At 69.7% G+C, this 24328-nt stretch carries 23 protein-coding genes; 10 read left to right on the top strand and 13 right to left on the bottom strand.

All coding sequences use genetic code 11. The annotated features are described in order from the left end of the window. Positions 1–12 precede the first annotated feature (12 nt). The 9 genes from BJ998_RS11415 to BJ998_RS11380 all read right to left on the bottom strand — a co-directional run bounded on the left by BJ998_RS11415 (position 13) and on the right by BJ998_RS11380 (position 9605). A complete protein-coding gene (locus BJ998_RS11415) occupies positions 13–831 on the bottom strand; it encodes a glycosyltransferase family 2 protein (protein ID WP_184861000.1) in 819 nt (272 codons plus the stop codon). Further along, positions 828–1910 (bottom strand): acyltransferase family protein, encoded by a 1083-nt coding sequence (locus BJ998_RS11410; protein ID WP_184860998.1) that lies wholly within the window; start codon positions 1908–1910, stop codon positions 828–830. The genes BJ998_RS11415 and BJ998_RS11410 overlap by 4 nt, the downstream gene beginning before the upstream one ends. Continuing rightward, positions 1907–3085, bottom strand: a complete 1179-nt coding sequence (locus tag BJ998_RS11405) for a glycosyltransferase family 4 protein (protein ID WP_221337967.1) — start codon at positions 3083–3085, stop codon at positions 1907–1909. The genes BJ998_RS11410 and BJ998_RS11405 overlap by 4 nt, the downstream gene beginning before the upstream one ends. Further along, positions 3075–4406 carry a nucleotide sugar dehydrogenase gene (locus tag BJ998_RS46520; protein WP_221337966.1) on the bottom strand — a complete coding sequence of 444 codons (1332 nt, stop codon included), beginning with the start codon at positions 4404–4406 and terminating at the stop codon, positions 3075–3077. The genes BJ998_RS11405 and BJ998_RS46520 overlap by 11 nt, the downstream gene beginning before the upstream one ends. Before the next feature lie 64 nt (positions 4407–4470). Continuing rightward, positions 4471–5520 carry a GNAT family N-acetyltransferase gene (locus tag BJ998_RS11400; RefSeq protein WP_184860994.1) on the bottom strand — a complete coding sequence of 350 codons (1050 nt, stop codon included), beginning with the start codon at positions 5518–5520 and terminating at the stop codon, positions 4471–4473. Continuing rightward, positions 5520–6434, bottom strand: a complete 915-nt coding sequence (locus BJ998_RS11395) for a glycosyltransferase family 2 protein (protein WP_184860993.1) — start codon at positions 6432–6434, stop codon at positions 5520–5522. The genes BJ998_RS11400 and BJ998_RS11395 overlap by 1 nt, the downstream gene beginning before the upstream one ends. A gap of 56 nt (positions 6435–6490) precedes the next feature. Next, positions 6491–7159 carry a polysaccharide deacetylase family protein gene (locus BJ998_RS11390; RefSeq protein ID WP_184860992.1) on the bottom strand — a complete coding sequence of 223 codons (669 nt, stop codon included), beginning with the start codon at positions 7157–7159 and terminating at the stop codon, positions 6491–6493. A gap of 66 nt (positions 7160–7225) precedes the next feature. Beyond that, the gene (locus BJ998_RS11385; RefSeq protein ID WP_184860991.1) at positions 7226–8140 is read right to left on the bottom strand and encodes an NAD-dependent epimerase/dehydratase family protein; all 915 of its coding nucleotides are present in this window, start codon (positions 8138–8140) and stop codon (positions 7226–7228) included. 1 nt (position 8141) lies between these two features. Further along, positions 8142–9605, bottom strand: coding sequence for a sugar transferase (locus BJ998_RS11380; RefSeq protein WP_376775995.1), 1464 nt, complete (start codon positions 9603–9605; stop codon positions 8142–8144). Between the two features lie 475 nt (positions 9606–10080). On the opposite strand from BJ998_RS11380, the gene BJ998_RS11375 reads away from it, so the two are divergent. Beyond that, positions 10081–11073: a glycosyltransferase family 4 protein gene (locus BJ998_RS11375; protein ID WP_184860989.1), complete on the top strand. Its 993-nt coding sequence runs from the start codon at positions 10081–10083 to the stop codon at positions 11071–11073. On the opposite strand, the gene paaI is transcribed toward BJ998_RS11375, so the two are convergent. From paaI to BJ998_RS11360, 3 genes are all read right to left on the bottom strand, one after another. Beyond that, positions 11064–11429 (bottom strand): hydroxyphenylacetyl-CoA thioesterase PaaI, encoded by a 366-nt coding sequence (gene paaI, locus BJ998_RS11370; RefSeq protein ID WP_184860988.1) that lies wholly within the window; start codon positions 11427–11429, stop codon positions 11064–11066. The two genes, BJ998_RS11375 and paaI, sit on opposite strands and share 10 nt — an antisense overlap. An 8-nt stretch (positions 11430–11437) precedes the next feature. Then, entirely contained in the window at positions 11438–12568 is a 1131-nt protein-coding gene (locus BJ998_RS11365; protein ID WP_184860987.1) for a PucR family transcriptional regulator, read from the bottom strand. A 178-nt stretch (positions 12569–12746) separates the two neighbouring features. Next, positions 12747–13676 (bottom strand): arabinan endo-1,5-alpha-L-arabinosidase, encoded by a 930-nt coding sequence (locus BJ998_RS11360; RefSeq protein ID WP_184860986.1) that lies wholly within the window; start codon positions 13674–13676, stop codon positions 12747–12749. Between the two features lie 373 nt (positions 13677–14049). Between BJ998_RS11360 and BJ998_RS11355 the strand changes: the two genes are divergently transcribed. Further along, the gene (locus BJ998_RS11355) at positions 14050–15756 is read left to right on the top strand and encodes a cellulase family glycosylhydrolase (protein ID WP_184860984.1); all 1707 of its coding nucleotides are present in this window, start codon (positions 14050–14052) and stop codon (positions 15754–15756) included. A gap of 71 nt (positions 15757–15827) precedes the next feature. Here the strand turns inward: BJ998_RS11355 and BJ998_RS11350 are convergent, their stop codons facing one another. Continuing rightward, positions 15828–17066, bottom strand: coding sequence for a DUF6801 domain-containing protein (locus tag BJ998_RS11350; protein WP_312890049.1), 1239 nt, complete (start codon positions 17064–17066; stop codon positions 15828–15830). A 175-nt stretch (positions 17067–17241) separates the two neighbouring features. Between BJ998_RS11350 and BJ998_RS11345 the strand changes: the two genes are divergently transcribed. The 8 genes from BJ998_RS11345 to BJ998_RS11310 all read left to right on the top strand — a co-directional run bounded on the left by BJ998_RS11345 (position 17242) and on the right by BJ998_RS11310 (position 24282). Beyond that, entirely contained in the window at positions 17242–17988 is a 747-nt protein-coding gene (locus tag BJ998_RS11345) for a DUF427 domain-containing protein (RefSeq protein ID WP_184860982.1), read from the top strand. A 50-nt stretch (positions 17989–18038) separates the two neighbouring features. Continuing rightward, positions 18039–19181, top strand: a complete 1143-nt coding sequence (locus tag BJ998_RS11340; protein WP_184860980.1) for an outer membrane protein assembly factor BamB family protein — start codon at positions 18039–18041, stop codon at positions 19179–19181. Positions 19182–19265: 84 nt separating this feature from the next. After that, positions 19266–19745 carry a hypothetical protein gene (locus tag BJ998_RS11335; RefSeq protein ID WP_184860978.1) on the top strand — a complete coding sequence of 160 codons (480 nt, stop codon included), beginning with the start codon at positions 19266–19268 and terminating at the stop codon, positions 19743–19745. Between the two features lie 144 nt (positions 19746–19889). After that, positions 19890–20558 carry a hypothetical protein gene (locus tag BJ998_RS11330; protein ID WP_184860976.1) on the top strand — a complete coding sequence of 223 codons (669 nt, stop codon included), beginning with the start codon at positions 19890–19892 and terminating at the stop codon, positions 20556–20558. Continuing rightward, positions 20558–21529, top strand: coding sequence for an ABC transporter ATP-binding protein (locus tag BJ998_RS11325; protein ID WP_184860974.1), 972 nt, complete (start codon positions 20558–20560; stop codon positions 21527–21529). The genes BJ998_RS11330 and BJ998_RS11325 overlap by 1 nt, the downstream gene beginning before the upstream one ends. A gap of 76 nt (positions 21530–21605) precedes the next feature. Further along, positions 21606–22355: an MlaE family ABC transporter permease gene (locus tag BJ998_RS11320; RefSeq protein ID WP_184860972.1), complete on the top strand. Its 750-nt coding sequence runs from the start codon at positions 21606–21608 to the stop codon at positions 22353–22355. After that, a complete protein-coding gene (locus BJ998_RS11315) occupies positions 22355–23140 on the top strand; it encodes an MlaE family ABC transporter permease (protein WP_184860970.1) in 786 nt (261 codons plus the stop codon). Before BJ998_RS11320 ends, BJ998_RS11315 begins: the two co-directional genes overlap by 1 nt. Further along, a complete protein-coding gene (locus BJ998_RS11310; protein ID WP_184860968.1) occupies positions 23137–24282 on the top strand; it encodes an MCE family protein in 1146 nt (381 codons plus the stop codon). Before BJ998_RS11315 ends, BJ998_RS11310 begins: the two co-directional genes overlap by 4 nt. Positions 24283–24328: the final 46 nt, after the last annotated feature.

The following is a 24328-nucleotide window of genomic DNA, read 5'->3' as shown; positions in this document are numbered from 1 at the left end:
CAGTGGTTCCCGTCAACGGGTGCTCGCATCGGTCGACCAGTCCACCTCGGCCTGTCGGCGCGTGAGGATCTTGTCGACCACGAGCACGGTGAGATAGCAGGCGGCGTCCACAACGGACACCGACCGCCGGGTGATGAGCGAGCCCAGCGCGCTCAGGCTGAGCCGGCCCTCGGGCGCCGGCCGGCCCATCTCGGCCAGCTGCCGGTTGCCCTGGCGGACCCGCATCCGGCGGCGCAGGTGCGCGCGCACGGTCCGCGCCGGCCGCACCACGGAGTGGGCCGACGGCACGATCGTGCGCTCCAGCGGCGTGAACGACCGGTGCACCCAGCCGTCGTCGGAGATGACGTCCGGCAGCGGGAACGCCTTGGCGTGGCCGGCCTTGGACAGCACGTAGACGCCGACGCCGGCCAGCACCCGGCTCGGCGCAATCAGCCGATCGTGTACCCGGTGCACCCGCCGCGCGATCCAGCTGGAGCCGGACAGATCCCACCGCGGCACCGGCGCGCACGCCAGTATCCCGGGGCGCTCCAGCGCGGCCACCAGCTCGCGCACGGACCGTGTGCTCAGCTCGATGTCGGCGTCCAGGTACACGCGCGGGAAGTCGCGGCACACGTCGTCGCCGAGGCGCAGCGCATGCGCCTTGCCGCCGTACGGGGTCTCCACCACCCGCACGCCGTACTCCCGCGCCACGTCGGCGGTCTTGTCGGTGCACGCGTTCGGCACGACGACGACGTCGAACTCGTCCTCGTCGGCGTCGGCGAGCAGCGTGCTCAGGCAGCGCCCGAGCACTGCCTCCTCGTTGTGGGCGGGGATGACGACGCTGGTCATCATCGGCCCCGCAGTAGTCGCATCATGGGTTGTTCCACCGTGTTGAACAGCAGCCAGGCCGCCCCCACGGTGACGACCAGAAGCCCGACAGTCAAGCCCGCTGCGGTGGCTGTCGGCAACGCGGACAGGTGAAAGGCCTTGTCCGCGAAGCGGAGGACAATCTGGTGCAGCAGATAGAACGCGAAGCTCAGCTCGCCGAGTCGGACGCACACCGGGTGCCGCCACGGCGACCACGTGCCGTTGACGTCGGCGACCGCGGCGGAGCATACCAGCAGCGAGATCGGGATCACCGTGGCCGCCACGGCGCCGAACATGCCGGGCAGGTACGCGGAAAGCCAATAGGCGAGCACGCACAGCGCCATCGACGGGGCCAGCCCGACACCGATCCAGCGGCCGGCGCGCACGATCCGGGCCAGCACCATGCCCAGCGCGAACTCGACCATGCGACTCAGCGGGAAGATGTAGGTCACCCAGTACGCCGTCCCGGTCGGCGCCGGCAACACCAGAGCCGGTATCTGCACCACCACGACGACCAGCGCGATCGCCACCGGCCACAGCTGCCGGTCCCGAATGCGGTTCACCCACAACAGCAGCAGCGGAAACGCGAAGTAGAACGCCGCCTCGCAGGACAGCGACCACGACGGCGTGTTCCCCGCGAAATACACGCTCTGCACCGGAACCCACGACTGGAGCAGGAAAAGTCCGACCACCGACGACACCAAGGAAACGCCGCGCGGGCTGACGTAGAGCATTCCGGCCAGTGCGACCAGCCAGGTGACGACGTGGTTGGGCATCACCTTCGCGGCTCGCCGGCGCCACACCTGCCGGGCGGAGGTGCCTGGTCGCGCCGACCAGGTGAGCACGAATCCGGACAGGACGAAGAAGAAGTCGACGCCGGTCGCGCCCTGCCCGAAGACGGCGAAAACGACGCCCTGCGCGGTCGGGTCACCGAAGACGTGCTCGGCCTGCGCGTGGAAGCCGAACACCAGGAAGGCGGCGACCCAGCGCAGGCCGGTCAGCGAGGGGACTCGCGCGGCGGCCGGGGCCCTGACGGGCGTCCCGGCCGCCGTGGGGTGGGTCATGCCAGCGCGGCGGCGTAGGCGGCCAGCAGTGCCTTGCGGGAGTTCTCCCAGGACAGCGGCCCGGCGACGCGGGCCCGGCCCAGCTCGCCCATGCGCTTGCGCTCGGCCGGGTCGTCGAGCAGCTTGACCACGAGCTTGGCGAACTCGGACTCGTCGTTGGCGGCGGCGTACACCGCGGCCTCGTCCGCCGACACCCGCGCCTCGACCAGGTCGAAGGACACGATCGGCTTGGCCATCGCCATGTACTCCATGATCTTGTTCATGGTGGACACGTCGTTGAGCGGGTTGAGCGGGTCCGGCGCGAGGCACACGTCCGCGCTGGACAGGTAGCGCAGCAGGTCGGCGTCGCTGACCCGGCCGGTGAACTCGACGCAGTCCTGCAGTCCGAGTTCGCGGGACAGCGCGACCATCTCGTCGAAGGTGTCGCCGGCGCCCACGAACACCGCGTGCCAGTCGGTGCGCCCGAGTTCGTCCCGGATCCGAGCCAGCGACCGTAAGGCATAGTCGACGCCGTCCTGCGGGCCCATCACACCCAAGTAGCACAACAGGTGCGGCTTGCCCCGCTTCAGCTCCTCCTCCGGCGGCACCTCGTGGAAGCGTTCCACCGCCGGCGCGCTGCGGACCACGAACACCTTGTCCGGGTCCATGCCGCCGCGCTTGAGCGCGACCTGCCGGTAGCTCTCGTTGGTGGAGATCACCACGTCCGCGGTGCGGTACGTGGACCGCTCCAGCCGGCACACCGCCCGGTACAGGAAGTCCTCGCCGCGGTTGAACCGCGACAGGTACAGCTCCGGCACCAGGTCGTGCTGGTCGAAGACGAACTTCGCGCCGCCGCGCTTGAGCCAGCGCGTCACCAGGAACAGCAGGTCCGGCGGGTTGCAGGCGTGCACGACGTCCACCGGCCCGATCCTGCGGGCCAGCCGGAAGGTGTGCCACACCGCGGCGGAGTACTCGAACAGGTAGCCCTTGGGGCCGCCGGTCGCCGCCTTGAGCGGATACCGGTGGATCTTCACCCCGTCGATCTCGGCGTACGGTTCCCGGTCCTGTTTCGTCCCCTGTGGACAGATGACGTGCACGTCCCAGCCGGCGTCGCGCAGCGCCTTGCTCTCCTGCCACACGCGCCGGTCGAACGGGACGGACAGGTTCTCCACCAGGATGAGTGCTTTACCAGCCAAGGCCCACGTATCCAGGTCGTTCCCGGCGCAGCTCGGCGTCGGGGAGGCGGACGAGGTCGATGATGACGCGCTCGCCCGCGGCGTTGAACCCGTTCGGGTCGAGCGCGGCCAGGACGGCGTCGTCCCGGCATCCGATGACACAGACTTCGGCGTGCGCCATGACATCGGAGACTGAGTTGGACAGCAGCTCGCCCAGGTGCGGCAGCCGGCCCTCGATGTACTCGCGGTTGGCCCCCATGAGCCGGGACAGCGTCACGTTCGCGTCGTAGATGCGCAGGTCGTAACCCTTGCCCAGGAGCCGTTCGGCCAGCTCCACCAGGGGGCTCTCGCGCAGGTCGTCGGTGCCGGGCTTGAACGACAGGCCGAACAGGCCGATTCGTCTTCGCCCGGTCGCGGCGATGAACTCGAAGGCGCGCTTGAGGTGTTCCTCGTTGGACGGCAGCACGTGCGACAGCAGCGGCACCGACACGTCGGCGCGGCGTGCGGCGTACACCAGGCCGCGCAGGTCCTTGGGTAGGCACGAGCCGCCGAAGGCGAAACCGGGCCGCAGGTACGCGGGGCTGACGTTGAGCTTACGGTCGGCGAGGAACACGTCCATCACCCGGTGCGAGTCCACGTTCAGCGCCCGGGCCACCGAGCCCAGCTCGTTGGCGAAGGCGATCTTGAGGCCGTGGAAGGCGTTGTCCGCGTACTTGGTCATCTCGGCCACCGGCACCGGCACCCGGAACACCTCGCCGGGCAGGCCCTCGTACAGCGCGGCCACCACGTCGCCGCTGGCGGCGTCGAACTCGCCGATCACCGTCTTGGGCGGGTCGAAGAAGTCGCGGACGCTGGTGCCCTCGCGGAGGAACTCGGGGTTCACCGCGACGCCGAAGTCCACGCCCGCGGTCAGCCCGGAGGACTTCTCCAGGATGGGCAGCAACAGGTCCAGGCAGGTGCCCGGCAGCATGGTGCTGCGGAACACCACGGTGTGCCGGCCGGTCTTCGCGGCCAGCGCCGCGCCGATCTCCTCCGACACCCGCTCCAGGTAGGTGGTGGACAGGCTGCCGTTCGCCGCCGAGGGCGTGCCCACACAGACAAGGGAGACGTCGCTGTCCGCGATCGCCTCGGCCACGTCCGTGGTGGCCCGCAACGCCCCGCTGGCCACGACTTCCGCCGTGAGCTCACCGATGCGCTCCTCCACCACCGGGGCCTTGCCCGCGGCGATCAGGTCCACCTTGACCCGGTTCACGTCCACGCCCACCACGCGGTGCCCCTGTGCGGCAAGACATGCCGCCGAGACGCAACCCACGTACCCGAGCCCGAACACGCTGATCTTCATCTGCGATGCCTCCATCGCGCTCGACGTGCGCGCAGCCCTTTGATCGGGCGAGGCATCGACCTCGTTACCTCCTGAGGTTCCGCAACCCTCGAACCACTCGGCGTAGACCTGGTGCCAGCGCGGAGGATTTGGCCCGCGCCACCACGGTGTCGCCCAGCTTGCGCAGGGCCAGCCGGCTGGAACTACGGGTGACGATTCCTTGACACACCGTGGATTCACCGGTCTTGGCGCGGCGCTTGTACTCGTCGTCGCCGCGGCCGAGGTCGATCCGGTCGATGCCCAGCGCGGGCGCCGCGACGATCAGTTCACGGAGCAACATCCAGCCCGGCGCGAGCTTCGAGTGCTCGGGCGCGTACACCGGAAACCACCAGTGCAGCACGGAATCCGCGCGGATGCCGAAGTGAGCGGCGATCAAGTTCTCGCCGGCGTGCAGTGTGGACATGATGCCGCCGAAGTCGCGGCCGCGCGTGCGCAGCAAGCGATGCAAGAGGTTGAGCCGATCGGCCTCCGCGAAGAAGTCCCTTGCACCGGTTGCCCGGTACTGGTCGCGTTTGAGTTCGACCAGTTGGCGCAACAGCTCCTCGTCGACGACGTCCATCTGGAACTTCACCGGCCCCAGCTCACGTTCCGCCTTCGCGGTCCGCCGTCGGGCCTGGGAGATGTTGTCGCGCCCCGACTTCGAGGCCCGGCCGAGGTAGCCGTCCAGTCCGCCGCTCACGTCCAGGTACGGCGACACCCGCCGGGACCGGATCCACGGCTCGAACGCCGCGACACCGTCCACCAGATGATCGAATTCGAACGACCGCACGCCTGCGGAGAGCAATGCCAACGGCGAGAAGGACTCGCCGGGTTGCACGATCGGGCCCTGGAAGTCGGCGCCGGGCCACCCGACCGGCCGCAGTGTCGATCCCTCACGGTGACCGGGCAGCAACGCACGGATCTCACCGGCGTCGTCCTCGTCCACGGCAACGTGCACAGCCCGGCCGCTCGCGTGCACGGCGGCGGCGAAACCCGGGTGGAAATAGGGACTGTCCAGCGCTGGGTTGCTTGTCCGCAACCGGTGCCAGGCATCGAGTTCGCGCTGCCCCAGCCCGTCGAACGCCAGCCAGCGCATCAGCTGGCCAGGGTCTGGATGCGGCGGGACGGCCGTAGCAACGCGGCGACCGAGGCGCGGGAGGTCTGCCGGCCGGCGAGCGCCCGCGCCGATTCCCCCAGTACTACAGCGAAGTAGTACGCCAGCGCCGGCACGAAGCCGCGGCGGCGGCGGAACAGTCGAACGCGGTTCACCGTCAACAGGGCCGCAAGCATGGGATTGGTGTCGGCCTCGCCGCCGATGTGCTCGACCACCGCGCTCGGCTCGTACCACAGCGACCAGCCGCGGTCGGCCGCGCGCAGCGCGAATTCGGTCTCCTCGCTGTAGAGGAGGAACGACTCGTCCCAGGGGCCGGTCTGCAGCAAGGCGTTCACGGAGATGAGCATCGCCGCCCCGGTGGCCCAGGCCGCCGGGGCCGGCCGTTCGTACTCGCGCGGATCCGTGACCAGTTCACCGAGTTTGCCGATGCGTCCGGCGCGGGTGCCGCCGATCACGGCCTCCGCCAACGCTCTACGCACAGTGGGCGTTCGACGCAGCGACGGCTGCAGCGAACCATCCGGATTGACCAACCGCGGCACCGCGATGCCGCGCCCAGGCACTGTGAGTACCTTCTGCAGCGGCGCCAGCCCACCGGGGGAGAGCCGGCAGTCCGGGTTGATCACCAGCACGGAGTCCAGCGTGGCCAGGTCCAGCTCGTTGACGCCGGCATTGATGCCGGCGGCATATCCGGCGTTCCGGCCCAATTGGACCGTCCTCATCGGAAGATCGGTGAACGACGCGGCCAGCTCCAGCGTGCCGTCGCGGGACGCGTTGTCGACGACGACGACGTCGGTCAGCTCGACGCCCTCGGCGCCGCGCGCCAGCGAGCGCAGGCAGTCGCCCAGCACGGGCGCGCTGTTGTAGGTGACGACCACGATCGCGGTCCGTGCCTTCATGTGCACGTCATCGTGCGCCGCTCAACCCGTGTTACCGAAGGCGTTGCGCGGCAACGTCAGCCGCGCAACCGCTTCACCGCGCGGGCCGCCGTCCGGCGGGCACGCAAGGGCAGCGACGGCTTCCCGGTGAGCACCTCGTGGGCCCAGCCGGGGCCGATGTCGTGGTGCAGGCTGTTGCGGGCCTGCAGCCAGGAGCCGGCGGCCGCCCGGCCGCCATCGCTGGTGTAGACCCGTTTCACGCCGGCGTGCCGCAGCCGGCGCAGCACGTGCCGGTCGTAGGAGCCGAAGGGGATGGCGACCTCGGTGACCGGATTGCCGGTCAGGTCGGCCAGCACCGTGCCGGCGTGCACGATCTCCTCGCGCGCCTGCTCGTCGGTCAGCCGCCGCCAGTCCCGGTGGGCCCAACCGTGCGAGCCGATCCGCATGCCGGCCCGCATCAGCTCGTGCACGCCGGACCGGTCGAGCCGGCCGGGCTTGCCCAACAGCCCGGCCAGCACGAAGAAGTCCGCCTTGAGGCCGCGTTCCACCAGCCGGGGCAACGCGATCTCGACGTCGGAGGCGTTGCCGTCGTCGAAGGTGATCCGCACGTCCGGCCGGCCCACCGCCGCGTCCAGCACCCGTTCGAACTGGTCGACGGTGACCCAGGTCTTGTCCTCGTCCGGCTCCAGCGGCCTGCTCGTCGGTCCGATGCCGTGCACCGTGAGGTTGACGACCGACTGGGACATGACCGCCCCCACCTCCACGACTCGCCGACTGATCGCTCGTGATATCGGACGTTCCGGCCGAATCCGTTACAGGGTGGCGGAATACCAGTCGGCTGTTCGGCGCAGTCCGGTCTCGAGCCCCACCCGGGGGCGCCAGTCGAGAAGGTCGCCCGCCGGCCCGATGTCGGCCACCTGCGCGCGGTCCAGCGGCCGGTCGGCGATCGCGCCGAAGCGCGGCTGCTGGTGCGCGCCGATGATCTTGGCGAGCAGTTCGACGGTGTCCCTGATCGACAGCTGGGTGCCCGAGCCGATGTCGAACACCTGGCCCGGCGCCCGCGCCGAGCTCGCCGCCGCCAGGAACGCGTCGACCACGTCGTCGACGTAGATCCAATCCACCAACCGGGTGCCGCTGGTCAGCTCCGGCACCTCCCCGCGCAGCAATGTCGTTGTGGCGTACGGGATCAGCTTGCGCAGATCCCGCTGCCCCGGCCCGTACACCATGCTGATGCGCAGCGTCGTCACCGGCACGTCCCACAGCTCGTGGAACATCCGCGCGTAGCCCGACACCGCCCACTTCGCCACCGCGTACGGCGAACACGCCGCGGCCGCGCCGTCCTCGGGACGCGGCTCCTCCACCGAGCCGGCCAGCACCAGCCGGCCGGCCGGCGCCGCGTCGGCGACGGCGGTCAGCAGGTTGACCGCGCTGTCCAGATTGCTCTCCAGCGTGGGCCGGACCAGCCGGACCTCCCGCGCGCCGGTGACCTCACTGGCCAAGTGGAACACCACATCCGGTTCCGCGGCGCGCAGCACCGCGCCGACCCGGTCGGCATCGCAGAGATCGGCGACGTGCCAGGTCTCCCCGCCGTCGACGTGGTCCCGCACCTGCCGGCTCACCGCGTGCACGACGGCGCCGAGCCCGGTCAGCCGCCGCACCAGGTGCGCGCCGATGAAGCCGGTCGCGCCGGTCACGAGTGCCCGAACGCCGTGCCAGCTCCCGGGCATCTCAGTACGCGCCCTGGCCGCTGAAGACCGCCCGCACGGTCTTCCACAGGATGATCGCGTCCAGCGCCAGCGACCAGTCCTCCACGTACCGCAGGTCCAGCCGCAGCGCTTCCTCCCACGGCAGGTCGCTGCGCCCGCTGATCTGCCACAGCCCGGTCAGCCCCGGCTTGACCAGCAGCCGCCGGCCCGCGTCGGCGCCGTACTGCTCGACCTCGTGCGGCAGCGGCGGCCGCGGCCCCACCAGCGACATCGCGCCGGTCAGCACGTTGACCAGCTGCGGCAGCTCGTCCAGCGAGTACCGGCGCAGCAGCCGGCCCGGCCCGGTCACCCGTGGGTCCTGGCGCATCTTGAACAGCGGCCCCGCGCCCTGGTTGCTGGCGCGCAGCTCGTCGAGCAGGGCGTCGGCGTTGACCACCATGGTGCGGAACTTCCACATGGTGAACGGCTTGCCGCCCTGGCCGACCCGCTTCTGCCGGAACAGCACCGGCCCGCCGTCGTCGGTCTTGACGATCACCGCGATGGCCAGCAGCACCGGCGCCAGCAGCGTGAGCAGCAGCAGCGCGCCGACCCGGTCCACGATGTTCTTGATCACTCGCTTGGCCCGGCCGAACGTCGGCGCCTGCACCCGCAGCAGCGGCATGCCGACCACGCCGGACACGTGCAGCCGCGGCCCGGCCAGCTCCATCAGCACCGGCGCGACGACCAGTTCGGACTCGGTGTCCTCCAGCTCCCACGCCAGCCGCTGCAGCTGTCGCGGCGTCCAATATGGATCCGCGGCGACGGCGACGACCCGATAGCCGCCGGGTTGTGCCCGTTCGGTCAGATCCCCGAGCGCGCCGACCACCGGCACGCCGGCGACCTCCTGCGTGCCGTCCTGGCCGAAGCCGTCCGGCGTGCACACGGCCTCGACGCGCCAGCCGTTGTGGGGCTCCTTGCGGGTGCGGGCGATCAGGTCCGCCGCCCACTCCGCACTGCCCGCCGCCATCACCGGCAGCAGGCACTCACCCTTGCCCCGCCTGCTGTGCAGCAGCCGGCGCAGCAGATAGCGGCCGGGGAACGCCACCGCCCCGACCGCCGGAACCACGAAGAACACCCACAGCCGCAGGTGGGTCAGCTCGAAGGCGACCCCGGCCACCGACAGTGTCACGGCGGTGGCGATGAGCGCCTTGCCGAGTCTTCGGAACTCCTCGGCGCCCTGCCCCAGGACCTTCGGGTCCCAGGCGCGGTTCGCGGGCAGCGCGGCAACCACTATGAGTAGCGCGGCGACGCTGACCAGCCGGGGCAGCTGGCCGAGGTAGTCCGGCAGCTCGCGTCCGATCAGGACGGTCGCGAGCAGGGTGGCGATCGCGGTGGCCAGCACGTCGGACATGATCACCGCGGTGCGGTACCGGCTCTCCCAGACGGTCAGCGGCGACCGGTGATGCCGGTGCCGGCCGTGCCAGCGGGTGGACGTGACGGTCAGCATGTGCGAGTGCTCGTGTGGCAGCAGTGCCATCCTGGGGGTCCCCCTCGGTTGCCCTCTCATACACATTCCCTTGTGCAGGACCGACTGCGACTACCTCGCGCCACGGGGCGCTACGTCAACTGTGATGGGTCAGAGAACGAGGTGGACGTCCACGATCCTTCTCGGGTTTCGCGCCTGCCTCGTTACAGCGGCTGTTTCGCTTTGCTGGCAACAAATCCCCGGTGATCACCTGCTCGAGGGAAGGGCTGCGCCGCTCGGCTCAGCGGCGTTGCTGCGTTTGCCGTAGCGACCCTCGTGCCGATTACCGGTGGTGACAACAGATCCGGCGGTGTGGTGGCGGATTGGGCTGAACGGCCGCATAACCCGGGCGGGGGCGGCGCAGTTGAACCGGGTGCGGCCCCACGGGGTCGTAACGTCGGGGCCCCGGGCTCGATGTGCGGGGCATCTGACGTCTCTAGTGGAGTGGAGTGCCGGTATGCGCGTCACCTTCGTGTGTCCGACACCGGTTGTCGGTGCGCAGGTGATCCAGGGATATGCCGACGAGTTGGCGGCCCGTGGCCACGAGATCAACGTGGTCCGGCTGCGCGAGCGGCTCGGGCTGCGGGTGCCCGGCTGGTCGCGCAGGGGCCGCGGACCGTCCTCGGTGCGGGTCGTGACGACCGCACGGCTGTCCCCGGACGTCGTACCGGACGGGGATGTCGTGCTGGCGACCGATGCCAGCACGTCGAAGCTGCTGCCCGCGTTGTCCGACCGCCACGGCCGGGCAGGGCAGCTGGTTCAGTCCCGTGAGCAGTGGGGGGCGGACCCTGAACTACGACTGGCCGTGCCCAAGATCGCCACGTCGGAGCGCCTCGCCGGCGTCCTGAATGGACTCGGTGTGCCCAGCTCCGCCGTGACAGTCGTGTCCCAGGGGCTCAACCTCGCGGTCTTCCGGCCGCCACATCCGGCGCTGCCGCGCGGGCACCGGGTGAGCGTGCTGGTCGGACCGGACGCCGGGGCGGCGACCGCGTTGGAGGCGTTGGAACGGACCCGGGCCCTGTTGCCCACCATGGAGGTCACCGCCTTCGGCGCCGGTCGCCGCCCGGAGCGACTGCCCAGTTGGATCCGCTACCTGAGGTCGCTGCCCACCCACGAGCTGGTGCGCCAGGTCTACCAGCGCGACGCCGTCCACCTGGGCAACGCCACCAGCGCTGCGCAGGCGATGGCGTGCGGCTCGGCGGTGGTCGGCGTCCGCGGCAGCGCGCTGGCCGACTTCGTCGAGCACGACCGGGACGGCCTGCTGGTCGAGCCCGGCGACGTGAACGCGATGGCGGAGTCGCTGGTCCGGCTGATGCTGGACCGCGAGCTGCGCACGCGGCTGGTCGCCGGCGGCGTCCGCACCGCGGCGTCGATGGACAGCGCGGACTCCGCCGTGGCGCTGGAGAAGGCGTTGCGCGGCTGGACGGAAGCCGTCGCTCCTCAGGTCTGACGGCTCTGGCCCCGGAACTCCGCTATCACCACGCCATCCGTCCGGGTGACCGTCACGTCGTAGATGCCGTTGCGGCCGAAACGACCGCGTTCCGTTGCCCTTGCGACCAGTTCGTCGCCCAGCGCCGCCGGCCGCAGGAAGGTCACCTGACCCGACTGGGCGACGGTCACCGGACCGTAGCTGTTGCACGCATAGGCGAACGCGGTGTCGGCGAGCAGGAACACGTAACCGCCGTGGGCGATGCCGTGGCCGTTGAGCATCTGCTCGGTGACGGTCATGGTCGCGGTGGCGGCGCCGGGCTCGTCCTGCTGGATGACGATGCCCAGCGCTTTGCTGGCGTGGTCGCGGTCGTACACGGGTGGAGCTAACCATGCCGGAGTGCGATCTCCAGTTCCAGCCGGCGGACCGGGTCGTGGATGCGGTCGCCGACGAGTTGGTCGATCTGGTGCATGCGGTAGCGGACCGTCTGCGGGTGCACGTCGAGGCGGGCGGCGATCTCGTTGACGCCACCGCGCGTGTCCAGCCAGGCGAGCAGTGTCGCCGACAGCCGCTCGCGCTGCTTGGGCGTGAGGCCGGCGAACGGGGCGAGGCTGCGGCGGTTCAGCTCGTCGAGCAGGAACTCGTCGGCGTGCAGCAGCAGAGTGAGCAGGTGGTCATCACACCGGACGACAGGTCCGTCGATGACGCCGCGCTTCGAGAGGGCGACGGCCCGTCGCGCCAGCGCCAGCGATTGCCGTGCCTGGGCGAGCGGGACGGTCGGGCCGACGGCCATCGGTCTGGACAGGCGCTTTATCGCTCGCTCGGGGTGGGCGGTGAGGACGCAGCCGCCGTCGGTGAGGTAGTCCGGGTCCGACCGGATGACTGTGTCGTTGGCGAGGGCTATCACCGCGGCTTGGCCCGGCAACGGCCAGTTGGCGGCGATCGCTTGCGCCTCAATCGATTCCGTAGGCGTCGGCGGGTCCGCGAGGATCAGTCGCAGCAGCTGCGCCCGTTGGCGCTCATCGCCCGCCGTGGCCTGGCGCTGCGCCTCCGCGTAGCCCTCGACCGCGACCCGGCACAGCTCGTCCACGTACGCGAAGATCGCTTCCGCGGTGAGGAGCAGGACATCGGGCGGGATGCCGAGTTCGCGCCCGGCCGCGGACAGGTTGCGCCAGGCGACGCGGGCGCCGACCCGGACCGCCGTCTGCATCGACTCGGTGGTGCGGCCCTCGGTGAACTCCACCCGGCCGACGTAGCGGAACCACGCCGTCCACTCGGCCGTCGAGACCTGGGGATTGCCGACGCTTTCGAAGCAGTGCACGATCGCCCGCTCCACGCCGCCGACGAGGACCTGGCCGAACTTGCCGCGCAGCGGGCGGGCATAGGCGGGGACCGAGCGCTGGATCTCGCGGACCACCTCGCGCGCCAGCCTCCCGGCGTACGGGCGGAAGCGGGCGCCGAGGTGGCTGGGCAGGCGGGCCCACAGCTGGCTCGCGTCGGTGCGGACAGCCGTCATCGCTCGCCACCTCGTCGTGGACAGGGATTTCTGCCAATTCGACGATACTGTTCCGTGTCGAAGCCGATGAGCCTGTGTACCGGATGGGAGCAGTGCCGGCCCGTTCTTGTCGCATTCCGGATAGTTTCCGCGGTGTCCTTTGTCAGGTGATGACAAAGTCGGGACAGGTATTCGGTGATCAGGAGACGTACGGCCAGCCGTCGGAGCTGAAGTTCAGATAGTTGATGCCGAGCTTGGCCGCGCCGTTGGCCGTCGCGTCGTAGTAGTGGTAGACGAGCAGGTCGTGGTCGGTGTCCGAGTAGACGCTCTCACCGCCCGGTCCGACGAAGTTGCCATGCGTGGCAAGGATCTTCGTGCCGCCGCCGTTGGTCAAGGCGGTGCCGGCCTGGTCGCGGTACGGCCCGGTGATGCTGCTCGAACGGCCGGCCGCGATCCAGTAGGTGCTGTTCACGCCCTTGCAGCACAAACCACGCGAGGTGAACAGGTAGTAGTAGTCACCGTGGTGGAAGATGGTCGCCCCCTCGATCCCACCGGACGCGCCGGCGAGGCTGTACCGGGTGGTGTTCGAGGACAACTGCTTGCCGGTGCTCGGATCGATCTGGATCATCTTGATCCCGCTCCACCACGAGCCGAACACCAGCCACCACTTGCCGGCGGCGTCCACGGTCAGGCTGGGGTCGATGGCGTTGTAGTCGCTGCCGCTGCTCGACGTGTACACCGTGCCCTGGTCGACGAACGTGCCCGGCCGGCCGGACGTGCTGGTGGCCAGGCCGATCGCGGAGGTGTTCGAGCCGAAGCTGGACGCGGCGAAGTACAACAGGTACTTGCCGTTGTGGTAGGAGATGTCCGGCGCCCACAACGCGGTCGCGCTGCCCCCGGTGTAGCGGGAGGCCCACGACACGCCGTTCGGCAGTGCCGCGCCCGCGGCGGAGTACGTCTTGCGGTCCGTCGACGTGGTCATCGGCAGCCCGGCGCCGGTGGAGAAGACGGCGTAGTCGCCACCGGAGATCCGGATCATCGCCGGGTCGTGCACCCACGTCGCGCCGCTGACGGTTCCCGGGTTGGGATAGGCGGGTGCGACTCCGGGACTGACGAGAAGTGCTGCCATGGCAGTAGCCAGCACGAGACCGGTCTTTCGGATGCGAGCTATGGACGGCACTGTCCCACTCCCTTGTGCTGATGCGCGGGGAATCACGGGGTTGGCGAAAACCTCTTTCCCGGTAAGGCTGCGGTTCGGTGTCCGGTCCAGTCAACGGCTTGCCGCTCGCAGTGGGCGCGGAGTGTCGGAACGCGACGTCCGCAGCTGAAACTTTCACGCCGTGGAGCCAACTTCCCCGTGCTTGCTGCCAGCGCGAAGCCGGGCGACCAGCACCATCGCCGACCCGCGCCGGTTGCCGCGCGGATCCGCCGTCCCTACGGTTCCCCAGGTCCAGCGGACCGGGGGAGGATCACCTGTGAAAGCCTTGTCACGCCTCATAATCGTGTTCCTTGCTGTCGTCGCGAGCCTGGGGGTGCCGGTCGCCGACGCGGCCACCTCGACCTGCGCCGTCGCCTACAGCGTCGGCAACAGCTGGGCCGGAGGTTTCCAGGCCGGCATCACGATCACCAACAACGGTCCGGCGATCTCGAGTTGGACGCTCGCGTTCGCCTTCCCCGACAACCAGCAGATCACCAACGGCTGGGGCGGAACGTTCTCCCAGAACGGTCGGGTCGTGCAGGTGGCCAACCAGAACTACAACGGCTCGCTGGCCACGGGTGCGAGTGCCACCGTCGGATTCGTCGCGACCGTCGGCGCCACGAACGGGGTTCCCACCTACTTCACGGTGAACGGCTTGGCTTGCAACGGCGCCGCCCAGCAGCCGTTCGTCGCGCTGACCAGTCCCGCGGCCAACCAGAACTACCTTCCCGGAGCCGCTGTGGCCGTCGCGGCGACCGCCAGCGAGCCCAACGCGGCGATCACCAAGGTGCAGTTCTTCGCCACCTCGATCGTTCCGGGCACATCGAGGACACCGGTGCTGATCGGCACCTCGACCGCCGCGCCGTACACGGCCACGTGGGCGAACGTGCCGGCCGGCTACTACCGGCTGACCGCACAGGCCGTGGACAGCGCCGGCGCCACCGCGACCTCCCCGCCGATCCTGATCAACGTTGTGCCCACCACGTCCACGGCGCCACGACTGCGCGTCTCCGGGAACCAACTCCTGGACACCGGCGGGCATCCGGTCGTGCTGCGCGGGACGAACCGGTCCGGCGGCGAGTTCGCGTGCGTGCAGAACACCGGGATCTGGAACGGCCCCGTGGACCAGCCGTCCGTCACCGCGATGAAGGAATGGGGCATCAACGCGGTCCGCGTTCCGCTGAACGAGGCGTGCTGGAACGGCGAATCCTACGTTCCCGCGTCCTCGGCCGGCGCCGCGTACCAGGCGGCGGTCAGGTCCTACGTGAACCTGCTCAACAACAACGGAATCGTGGCCATTCTGGACCTGCACTGGACCGACGGGGCCTACAACGGCACCGCGTCCGCGTGCGCCTCCGCACAAGCCACCTGCCAGAAGCCGATGCCCGACACCGCGCAGGCCGTGCCGTTCTGGACCAGCGTGGCCGGCGCCTTCAAGGGCAACGACGCAGTGATCTTCGATCTGTTCAACGAGCCGTACCCGGACATCGCCGCCGGCAACGCGTCCCAGGGCTGGCAGTGCTGGCGGGACGGTGGCTCGGCCTGCACGCAAGGACTGTCCTACCCGGTCGCCGGGATGCAGACCCTGGTCGACGCCGTCCGCTCGACCGGCGCCGACAACGTGCTCATGCTGGGCGGACTGACCTGGTCGAACGACATGACCCAGTGGTTGAGCCACAAACCCGTCGACCCGGACAACAACCTGGTCGCCTCCTGGCACTCCTACAACTTCAACGCCTGCTCCACCGCGGCCTGCTGGACGAGCCAGATCGCGCCGGTCGCCGCCTCGGTTCCGCTCATCGCCGGTGAGATCGGCGAGAACGAGTGCTCCGACACGTACATCACGCCGCTGATGACCTGGCTCGACTCCCAACACATCGGCTATCTGCCGTGGACGTGGAACGCGTGGGGCTGTGCCCAGGGCAACGTGCTCATCGCGGACTACGACGGCACACCGACGGCTTTCGGCGCCGGGTACCGGGCACACCTGCAGAGCCTCCTGGGCGGCTGACCACCACCGATGCCGTGAATGCTCCTTTCCTGACGTTGAACGTGAGGAAAGGAGCATTCCCAGCATCGGGATCAGTGGTCGGGCCTGGCCGACAGGGTGAGGTCGATCGTGTTGCCGGGGCCGGTGGCCAGGGCGCTGATGAAGGGGGTGAACGGGCCGCAGCCGGTCAGCGGGGCGAGGGCGTAGCCGCCGGACAGGGTGCCGCCCTTGAGCACGTCGAAGCCGGGGCCGGAGGTCATCTTCACCACGGACGGCCGGCTCGTGCCGCAGGCCGCGGACCGGCTGATGGGCAGGCCGAAGACGCTGATCTGCGGCATCTTGACGGTCAGCTTGGAGGTGGCGTCGAGGGCCCCGTTGGTGACGGCGCCGGTGGTCTGGCCCTCGGGCCGGAAGGCGAGCTTGGTGGTGACCGGCAGGAAGCCGAAGATGCTGAACCGGGCGCTGGTCGGGTTCAGGGCGAGGTCGGCCTTGTACCTGCCGGTGCCCAGGTCCAGGTTCGCGGTGATGCCGCCGCGGATCGGCACGGTGGCGTGCAGGCGCTCGATCTCCGAGCTGCCCTTGATCGCGTAGCTGTAGGTGATGCCGCCCGGGGCCGTCGTCGTGGTGGTCGGCGGCTTGGTGGTTGTCGTCGTGGTTGTCGTCGTGGTCGGCGGGGGAGTTGTCGTCGTGGTGGTCGTCGGGGGCGGAGTTGTCGTGGTCGTGGGCGGTGGGCCGTCATGCACCTGGAAGCTGATCAGCTGCGCGTCCTGGCCGGGGTTGAGCGTGCAGTCGGAGGTGAACGTGCCGAGGCCGGTCGGCGAGCCGTCGGCCTTCTTCGGCGTCAGCGTCGTGGAGAAGCCGCCGACCGTCACGGTTGTGGTGCCGGCCTTGGTGATCGTCGCCGTCGGCACCGGGCCGGACGCCACCGTGTCGAACGCGCCCGAGTCCGGCACCGGCGTGGACGGGATGACCAGGCCCGGAATCGTGATGTCCAACGGGGTGCCGGCCTCGTTCAGCGTCACGCCGGCCTGCGCGGTGCCCTCGATCGTCTTGGCCCCGACCAGCGCCAACCCCTGCGTGGCGGTGGGCGGAACCGTTGCGGTGGCCGAGAAATCGGTCGTCACGAGGTCGCCGCCGACAGTGTCCGGAGTGGACATCGTCGCCCGGATCCGGACCGCGAGCGTCTGGTTGCCGATCAGCGGGAAGGGGCAGGTGAACGTCAGCGTCTTGTCCACCGGGGTGGATGCGGCCGCCGACACGCCCGCGCCGACGGCCAGACCCGTCAGCACGAGCGCGGCCGCCGTGGCCACCCCTAATGTTCGATGATTCACAGCCGTCCTTCTTTCGTGTGTCAGCCGCGAGGATTCACCGCGTTTACCGGCGTGTGACCCGAAGCTAATGAGGGCCTTCCCGGCGGGCAAGAAGACGGGTGAAAGTTGCGGTTCGCTGACATATTCGCCTCGCCGGGAATTGCTCACATCGTGACAAGAACCTAGGCTCGGCGGGGTGACGCGCGACTACCCCTCGGCGCCCGTGCCGGCCGGCCACAGCGAGCCGGCGCCGCGGCGCGTGCGGGCCCAACTGGGCGGCCGGACGGTCTTCGACACCACAAACGCCCGCTACGTCTGGGAATGGCCGTTCTATCCGCAGTACTACATCCCCGTCGCCGACGTCGATCCCGACGTGCTGGTCGACGAGGACCATGTGCAGCACCTCCGCCACGGCACCGCCCGCCGCCATGGCCTGCGCGTGGGCGAGGTCAGCAAACCCGGCACCGTCCGGGTTTTCGAGGACGGCCTGGTCAAGTTCGACTGGGACGCCTTGGATTCCTGGTTCGAGGAGGACGAGGAGATCTTCGTCCACCCGCGCAACCCGTACACGCGGGTGGACGCGGTCCGCTCGACCCGGACCGTCCGCGTCGAGCTGGGCGGTCGAGTGCTGGCCGAGTCGTCGTCGCCGGTCCTCGTGTTCGAGACCGGCCTCCCGACCCGCTACTACCTCAACCGCACCGAGGTCGACTTCTCGCACCTCGTGCCGTCGTCGACGGAGACCGCCTGCCCGTACAAGGGCCGGACCACCGGTTACTGGTCGGTCCGTTCCGGCGACACCGTGCACCCCGACCTGGCCTGGTGCTACGACTTCCCGACCCGTCAGCTCCTCCCCATCGCCGGCCTCGTCGCGTTCTACAACGAGAAGGTCGACATCTTCCTCGACGGCATCGAACTGGAGCGCCCCCAGACCCACTTCTCGTAGTTCAGACTTCCGTAAGGGTCACCGGGTCCGTTCGCGGCTACGGTGGATTCGTGCGGAAGTCGCTGCTGGCCATGGCCTTGCTGCTCGTCGGCGGGTGTGCCGCACCGATGGCGACCGCCCTGCCGGCGCAGTCGCCCGGCGCCGCCACCTGGGCACCATGGCCGGCCGCGCTGCACGACGCCCGACACAGCGGATCGTCCACATCGGACGGCCCGGTCAAGGGCACCGTCAGGTGGCAGCGGAATCTGGAGGGCGCCGTGACCCCGGGCCCGGTGATCGGGTCCGACGGCACGATCTACGCCTCGTCCACCGCCGGTGTCCTGCACGCCATCGACCCCGTGTCGGGCCAGGATCGCTGGACGTACGACTCTCAGTACACCGGCGGTGGCGACCTCTCGGTATCACCGCTGATCCTGCCCGATGGCGACATCGTGTGGCCGGTCCCGGGGCCGAGGCTGTTGGTGTTGTCCCCGTCCGGGACGTTGCTGTGGTCGGTCGCGCTGCCCGGAACGCCGACCTCGCCGACCTCCGTCGACGGCCGGCGGATCTACGTCGGCGACCTCGCCGGACACGTCAGCGCCGTCGACGCCGGCACCCGGAGTCTGCTGTGGACCGTCTCCGTCGGCCGGGTGTCATACGGTTCCGTCGTCACCGACGGTGCTCGGATCTACACGACCGCGGACGCCGGCGTCACCGCCGTCGACGCCGGCGGCGCGGTGGTGTGGCAGCGCGATCCGCACGACGACATCACCGAGGTCTCCGCCGGCCTGGCGCCCGACGGCACGGTCCTGCTGGGCACCAACGGTTCCCACGAGTGGGCTTACCATCCCGACGGCTCCCAGGCCTGGACCGCTCCCCGGTACATCACCTACTCGTCCCCGTCCGTCACCGCCAGCGGCCTGGCCTACGTCGGTGACCACGGCGGCACCGTCACCGCCTTCGACGTTCGGACCGGCAGCGTCGTCAAGTCGTACCGGGTGAACGGCCAGGAGATCTGGAGCTCCACCGTCCTCGACCGGAACTATCGGCTCTACTACGCCAATCAGGCCGGAGATGTCTACGGCCTGGCCCCGGACGGCGGTGTGCTGTTCGACGTGAACGTCGGCGGGCCCGTCGACTCCTATCCGGCCTTGTCCACCGACGGAGCCCTGATCGTCGGCTCCCGCAACGGCGTTCTCACGTCGATCGGCTAGGTTTCCCGTCCGCCGACTGTGCGCGGATGACAACTTCTGTGGAGTGCCTTGTCGGGTGTCGCGCAGCGGGTCGACCCTGCCCGCATGATTCGCCTCGCTCCGCTGCTGAGCCTGCTGCTGATCGCCGCCTGCGCCGCGCCACCTCCGGCCCCCGACCCCGACGCCCCCGCGATCGCCTGGGCCGCAAAGGTTTGCGGTGCCACTCCGCAGATCACCCTGGCGCCCCGGCAAACCGCTCCCGACCTCCGAGCGTTCCTCGACACCCTCTCCGCCGCCCTCACCAGGGAAGCCACCGCCATCCGCGCCGCCGGCCCGCCACCGGTCCCCGACGGCCAGCCGGCCGTCGACAAGGCGCTCGGCACCATCGACGCCGCCCAGAAGTCCTTGCACCAGGCCGGCTCTCGCCTCGCTGAGGTCCCACCCGGCGACGATGCCGCCCTGCAGCAGGCCGTCGCCGACGTGAACGCCGGCATGGGCGGCCTGGCCGACGCCGGCGACCCGAAGGCCACCCTTCGCCAGAACTCCGACCTCGATCGGGCGTTCGACAAGGCCGAGGGCTGCTGACGGCTTTGTCGGTCGAGCGCAATTGCCACGTCGTGGAACTTGTGCGGCCTTGACAACTTCCGGTGCCCAGTCGGGATTTCCTTGCCGCAGTGGGTACCCGTGAGTAACGTCCGGCGCCAGGCAATTCTCGTCGATGGGGAATTCATGGCCAAGCGGTGGTGGGCACTCGTCGTCCTGATCGGCTGCGCGATCGGCGTGGGCACCTCGGCGAACGCGGTGCCGAACCCGGTGCCCGCGCCGGCCGACGACAATCCGCCGACGCCGGTGCACTACCGCGTGGACACGACCACCCGGGTCGCCAGGCTGGGCTCCGACCTGGTGGTCGGCCCGGGACGGCTGGACGGGCAGTTCGTGATCGTGCCGGGCAGCAATCCGCTGCGAGTGGAGATCACGGGCGCGCTGGCGTTGCCGCCGGCGGACAGCTACTTCGTCACCTTCGGCTTCATGCCGGCCACGGCGACGATCACCGTGGCCTCGACCGCCCCGGTGCAGTCCGTGCTGCAGAACGGAACCCTGACCGCGACCACACGCCTGGCGTTCGCCTTGACCAACGCGAAGGTGCACGGCGTGCCGTTGAACGTGGGCCCGAGCTGTCGCACCGACGAGGTGGCGATCGTGCAGAGCGGCCCGTTCGTGAGCCCGCTGTCCACCGGCACGATCTCCGGCACGTTCACCATCCCGCCGTTTCACCACTGCGGCGTCACCGAGAACCTCGATCCGCTGTTCACCGGCCTCGTCTCGGGCCCCGGCAACACGTTGCGCACGGTGCTGACCTTCCTGTGCGGCGGCACCGCGACCTGCGAGGAGCACTGATGGGCGTGCAGATCGACGTGCATGGCCTGGCGAAGTCCTTCGGCCGGCAGAACATCTGGCAGGACGTGTCGCTGACGCTGCCGGCCGGCGAACTCAGTGTCCTGCTTGGACCGTCCGGCACCGGGAAGTCCGTGTTCCTCAAGTGTCTCGTCGGCCTGCTGCGACCGGAGCACGGCCGGATCATGGTCGACGGCGTCGACGTGTGCCGCTGCACCGAAGCCGAGCGCTACGAGCTGCGCAAGCTGTTCGGCGTGCTGTTCCAGGACGGCGCGCTGTTCGGCTCGATGACTGTGTACGACAACGTCGCGTTCCCGCTGCGGGAGCACACCCGCAAGACCGAGGCCGAGATCCGCCGCGTCGTCGCCGACAAGATGGAGCTCGTCGGCCTGGCCGGCGCCGGACACAAGCTGCCGGCCGAGATCTCCGGCGGCATGCGCAAACGCGCCGGCCTGGCCCGCGCCCTCGTGCTCGACCCGGAGATCATCCTGTGCGACGAACCCGACTCCGGGCTCGACCCGGTCCGCACCGCCTACCTCAGTCAGCTGCTCGTGGACCTCAACGCCCAGATCGACGCCACCATCCTCATCGTCACGCACAACATCAGCGTGGCCCGGACCGTGCCCGACAACCTCGGCATGCTCTACCGCCGGCGACTGGTCGGCTTCGGGCCCCGCGAGATCCTGTTGACCAGTGAGGAACCCGTCGTCGCCCAGTTCCTCGGCGGCCACCGCCACGGCCCGATCGGCATGAGCGAGGAGAAGGACGCGGTTGTGGCCGCAGCCGAAGGCGCCTGGCCGCGGCCCCTGCCCGAACTCGTTCCGCAGCTGACGCCCAGCCCGGGACTGCCGGTGCGTCGGGCGATCCGCCGACGGCAGGAGCGGGTGCGACTGATGCTTCCGACATTGCCCGCGGCGACGCGAAGGAATGTGGCGGCGACCTTGGACTGCGCTCGGCCTGGGGCGAGTCGGTGACCGCGGTCGGTTCGAAGCGCCAATGCAGGAGCGCCCTCCGCGTGGCGGATGGTCCGGCGTCGGGCGGAGCGTCGAGATGACCGCCGTGGGGCAGATGTTCGCGCTGGGGCTTGAGGTCCTGCGGCAGTTGCTGCGGCGGCCGTTCCAGTACCGCGAGCTGGTCGAGCAGTTCTGGTTCGTGGCGAGCGTGTCGATCCTGCCGTCGATGCTGGTGTCGATCCCGTTCGGGGCGGTGATCGGGCTGGAGCTGGGGTCGCTGACCGCGCAGATCGGCGCGGAGTCGTTCGACGGGGCGGCGAGCGTGCTGGCGGTCATCCAGCAGGCGAGCCCGATCGTCACGACGCTGATCATCGCGGGCGCGGGTGGGTCGGCGATCTGCGCGGACCTGGGATCGCGGACGATCCGGGAGGAGATCGACGCGATGGAGGTGCTGGGGGTCTCGCCGGTGCACCGCCTGGTGGTGCCGAGGGTGCTGGCGGCGACCTCGGTGGCGGTGCTGCTGAACGGCATGGTGAGCGTGGTGGGCGTCGCGGGCGGCTACTTCTTCAACGTGGTGATGCAGGGCGGCACGCCGGGGGCGTACGTGGCGAGCTTCGCGGCGCTGGCCCAGCTGCCGGACCTGTGGGTGAGCGAGCTGAAGGCGACGTTCTTCGGTTTCCTGGCGGGGGTGGTGGCGTCCTACCGTGGACTGCATCCCAGGGGCGGCCCGAAGGGCGTTGGCGACTCGGTGAACCAGTCGGTGGTGATCACGTTCCTGCTGCTGTTCCTGGTGAACGCCGTGATCACGGCGGTGTACCTGCGGATCGTGCCGGCGAAGGGAATGTGATGGAGGCGCTCGGCGACCAGCTGTTGTTCTTCCTCCGCGCGGTGGCGGCGATCCCGTTCGCGGTCCGGCGCTACTTCAAGGAGGTCGTCCGCCTGCTGGCCGAGGTCGGCTTCGGCTCCGGCGCGCTGGCGGTGATCGGCGGCACCGTCGGCGTGATGGTCGGCATGACCGTTTTCACCGGTGTTGTCGTTGGCCTGCAAGGGTATTCGGCGCTGAACCAGATCGGCGTGGCGGCGTTCTCGGGATTCATGTCCGCCTACTTCAACACGCGCGAGATCGCGCCGCTGGTGGCGGGTCTGGCCCTGTCGGCGACGGTCGGCTCCGGGTTCACGGCCCAGCTGGGGGCGATGCGGATCGCCGAGGAGGTCGACGCGCTGGAGGTGATCGCCGTGCGTAGCCTGCCGTACCTGGTGAGCACCAGGGTGGTCGCGGGCTTCGTGGCTGTGGTTCCGTTGTACGCCATCGGGTTGCTGTGTTCGTACCTGGCCTCACGGGAGATCACCGTGGTGTTCTACGGCCAGTCGGCCGGAACGTACGACCACTACTTCGGCTTGTTCCTACCGCCCGACGATGTCCTGTACTCGTTCGGCAAGGTCCTGGTGTTCAGCGTCGTCGTGATGCTGGTGCACTGCTACTTCGGCTACCGCGCGACGGGCGGCCCCGCGGGCGTCGGCATCGCGGTGGGGCGGGCCGTGCGCACCACCATCGTCGCGGTCAGCATGCTGGACTTCTTCCTCAGCCTGGCCATCTGGGGCGCCACGACGACCGTGAAGGTGGCGGGATGAAGAGGCTGTTCGGCGCGGTCTACCTGACGATCATGGCGCTGATCGTAGCGTTGACGGTTGCCTTGTACCGCAAGGACTTCACCTCGGTAGCGATGGTGACGCTGCGGACCGATCACGTCGGCAACCAGCTGCGCCTGGACGCGGAGGTGAAGCTCCGGGGCGTGGTCGTGGGCGAGGTTCGGGACGTCCGCACCAACGGTTCCGGCGCGGAGGTCGACCTCGCGATGCGGCCGGACCTGATCGGGCAGGTTCCGCGGAACGTCTCCGCTCGCCTGCTGCCGAAGACGCTGTTCGGCGAACGCTACGTCGACCTCGTTCCTCCGCGACACAAGGCGGCTGATCGCCTGGCCGGCGGCGATGTGATCAGCCAGGACCGTTCGGCGACGGCGGTCGAGGTGGAGCAGGTGGTCGGCGACCTGATGCCGATGCTGCAGGCGGTGCAGCCGCAGAAGCTGGCGTCGATCCTCAGCACCCTGGCGGGGGCGCTGGCCGGGCGCGGCGCGGCGCTCGGCCAGACCCTGGCCTGGCTCGACAGTGATGTCGACGAGTTCACGCCCCATCTGGACGAGTTCACCGCCGGCATGCGGGAACTGGCCCAGGTGACCGACAACTACAGCCGGATCGCGCCGGACGTCGTGCAGGCCCTGTCGGATCTCACCACCACCAGCCGCACCATCGCCGAGCAGCGGGCGAACCTGGCCAGCCTGTTCCAGAACCTCACCACCGGCGCGCAGGACCTCGGCACGTTCCTGCAACGCAACGGGAACACCATCATCCGGCTGTCCCAGGCCAGCGTGCCGACGTTGACCCTGCTGGCCAAGTACTCACCCGAGTACCCGTGCATGCTGCGCGCGCTGACGGCGTTCGAGCCGGAGATGGACAAGGTGCTGGGCAAGGGAACCAACGAGCCCGGCATGCACGTGACGCTCCATGTCCAGCCACCGAGGGGTAAGTACGTGCCAGGCCGGGACACCCCCGTCTACGACGGCAAGGGCGGTCCGTCCTGCTACCCGGTGACCGCCGCGCCGAATTCCGTGCAGGAGAACACCTTCATCGGCGCTCTGCTCGGCAAGGACGTGCCGAGCTGGGGCAGCGTGCTGATCGGACCGCTCTACCGGGGCGCGGAGGTGACGGTCGGGTGATCGGTCTGCCGGAACTCTACATTCGGTGTGCCGGAGAGCGTGACTC

The organism is Kutzneria kofuensis (assembly GCF_014203355.1).
Taxonomy (GTDB): domain Bacteria; phylum Actinomycetota; class Actinomycetes; order Mycobacteriales; family Pseudonocardiaceae; genus Kutzneria; species Kutzneria kofuensis.
The sequence above is the reverse complement of the archived record's forward strand: the minus strand, read 5'-3'. Positions and strand labels throughout refer to the sequence as shown.